Source organism: Oleiphilus sp. HI0123 (assembly GCF_001635315.1).
The window spans coordinates 1-2,446 of the sequence record NZ_LWGE01001036.1 but is presented as its reverse complement, the minus strand read 5'-3'; the positions used below and the strand labels follow the sequence as shown (position 1 = coordinate 2,446).

General features: G+C 42.4%; 3 protein-coding genes and 1 pseudogene. 2 read left to right on the top strand and 2 right to left on the bottom strand.

Annotated elements, in window-relative coordinates:
* Positions 1-685: pseudogene (locus A3761_RS08965) on the bottom strand (hypothetical protein); the annotation flags it as partial.
* Positions 686-818: 133 nt separating this feature from the next.
* Positions 819-1,217, bottom strand: a complete 399-nt coding sequence (locus A3761_RS08960; protein WP_068510490.1) for a GFA family protein — start codon at positions 1,215-1,217, stop codon at positions 819-821.
* A 227-nt stretch (positions 1,218-1,444) separates the two neighbouring features.
* Between A3761_RS08960 and A3761_RS08955 the strand changes: the two genes are divergently transcribed.
* Both A3761_RS08955 and A3761_RS08950 read left to right on the top strand, forming a co-directional pair.
* Positions 1,445-1,882 carry a DUF4124 domain-containing protein gene (locus A3761_RS08955; RefSeq protein WP_068553637.1) on the top strand — a complete coding sequence of 146 codons (438 nt, stop codon included), beginning with the start codon at positions 1,445-1,447 and terminating at the stop codon, positions 1,880-1,882.
* Positions 1,876-2,446, top strand: a 571-nt coding sequence (locus A3761_RS08950) for a DUF4124 domain-containing protein (RefSeq protein ID WP_156491770.1), incomplete at its 3' end; no start/stop codon positions are given. The genes A3761_RS08955 and A3761_RS08950, both read left to right, overlap by 7 nt.

The window sequence follows — 2,446 nt, the reverse complement described above, 5'->3', positions numbered from 1 at the left end:
AGGTATGATTCTGGTAATAAAGGTACATATTCAAGTTTGTCACATAGGAATATATGATCCGAATACTATATACCAAGAGGACAGCAGCGACGAAGGCTACCTCTTTGAGAATGCTAATGCGCGCATCATTTATATCCAAATAACGGCTACTATCGACCAACCAACTTAGGTCTTTATTAATAACCAAAAAGAATACCGTCGAGATACTGAATACCAATACAATTGCCGCCGCCGAGAACTTCTTACCAAAGGAAAGAAAGTTCTCCCTTAACTGCAATGCCATCGACTGCTTAATGAGATATTGAGCAATATCTTTCTCTCTACCTAAAGATAAATCCAGCGCCACAAACGCGCCGAGTATTAAGGTGCCCATCACAACCTTTAATAAACTATCTAAAGGGGCGCCATGAAACACTAAATTGTGAATATTCAGAGCGATACCGGCGCCTATAAATAAGCTCAGATCTAGAAAGAATTGGAAAGACACCTGACGGTCAAGTGGTTTGCGATCTATCCAGGAAATACTAAACAAACGAATAGCTAGAGCAACGAGTATGGGGAAAACCAGGGTAGTTGCCGTTATCGATTCCAATAAGGGGCAGACTTGGCCGCCATATAGCATAAAAGCAATGGCTGCTAGCAAATAATGTGCGGCCACTCGTCTCTCAACTTTCACATGCCTCATAGTTTATTTCCCTGGATAAGCAGACCGAGCCACTGATGTAATTCGCGGCTATATTATTGTGACAAATTCTATCGCTAGAAGTTTAGTGGATATATAACAAAGTACTTTCCCATATATACGAAGCTCCCAACATTTAGACTTTGTGCTGCTCATAGCGTGGACGCTCGGCTTTGGCGTCAAACCACTCTGACTTGGACTCACAGAAGATCTCATATTGCGGCCCAGGGAACTCCCCTTCAGTGATAGTTCCAAGCCTTAGTCTTATTGTTTCGGGCATATCGGTTCTTTGACTATATAAAGGACTTCCGCAGTTGCTACAGAATACGCGCTTTTTATTAGGGCTCGACATGAAAGTCTTCAAATGATCAGCGCCACTCGTAATGGTGAAGTATTGACTCTCTATAGGTGCGTTAGTAACAAATGGCGTTCCTTGAGCCTTTTTACACTGATGGCAGTGGCACATCGCAACCTCTTGGATATCAGCATCATATTGATACTGCACCTCTTCGCAAAGACAAGTTCCTTTTATCATGTATCTCTCCGGCATTTTTATCCTAATGAAACAACATAACCTGTAGACCTCTGTAGCTCAAGCATTTCTATAATGAGAAGTATTCACTCTAGCTAACACAAGTACCTTCGGCCTAAATCGCTTATCAATTCCTTTAGCATAAACCGCTACTTTTGTTAGAATAGCTCCCTTATCAGGGACTATAAAAGTTAGTATGAAAAAAGCATACTAGACAAGGGAGTATTTAAGTGCAGACCAAACTACTATTTTTTATCACGCTCTGTGTACTGGTGTTACCAAATGTGAGTGCTGAGGTTTTTCGCTGGACTGACGCCAATGGGCAAGTTCATTTCAGTGATCACGCTCGAGCGCCTTCTGCTGCAAAAGAAGTCGAGATCGACACAAGCAAAATGAATATAACCAGTGAACTCAGCTCACCCGAGCAGCTTCAACGCCAGGCAGAAGATCTGGACGCATTACGCCAGCAAAAACTCGAACAATGGCAGAGTAAACGAAAGGATCAACCTACAAAGGACGATTGGTGTAATTGGGCACGATCTTATTTACAGACGATTGTAGGTCGTGTTGTTTTTCTCGATGACAATAATCAAGCTGTCAAGGTCTCTGAAAAAGAACGGAAGGAACGGGCCCAGAAATTAGCGAAAGATATAGAAAAACGATGCTAAAGCTAAGTTCCGTTGCGCTGACGTTCGCACTGATCTTTACGTCCTCGGTTCATAACGCACACGCCCAGATATACAAATATCAAGGTAGTGATGGTAAGTGGCACTATAGCGATAAAAAACCTGTTTCCAAGCAAACAAAAGTTGAGAGTATAAACTACCACAGCAAAACTAAGAAAACGCTTAAACCTCATCTCGTGCTTTCACACAGTGACAATGGAACTGACTTTATAGTTCACAACCCCTATTTTGCACCAATTCAAATATTCTTAAGTGTTGGCACGCATAAACTAAGCAAGCTTATTCCAGAAAATTCACAAGAAGCGGTATACCAAAGCCCGACCCGCATTTTTTCTGGCGAACATCGCTTCTACTATGTAATCGGCTCCCCTGACAGTCGTCATACACAAAGCCACTACTTACCACCATTCAAAAACTTTAAACCAATGAAAGTCACGCAAAGCTTCAAGGGCCGCTTTAGCCACAATTCGCAACCAAGCCTATATGCAATCGATATTGGTATGACAGTAGGAACCCAGATTAGCGCAGCGCGCGGTGGAGTCGTTA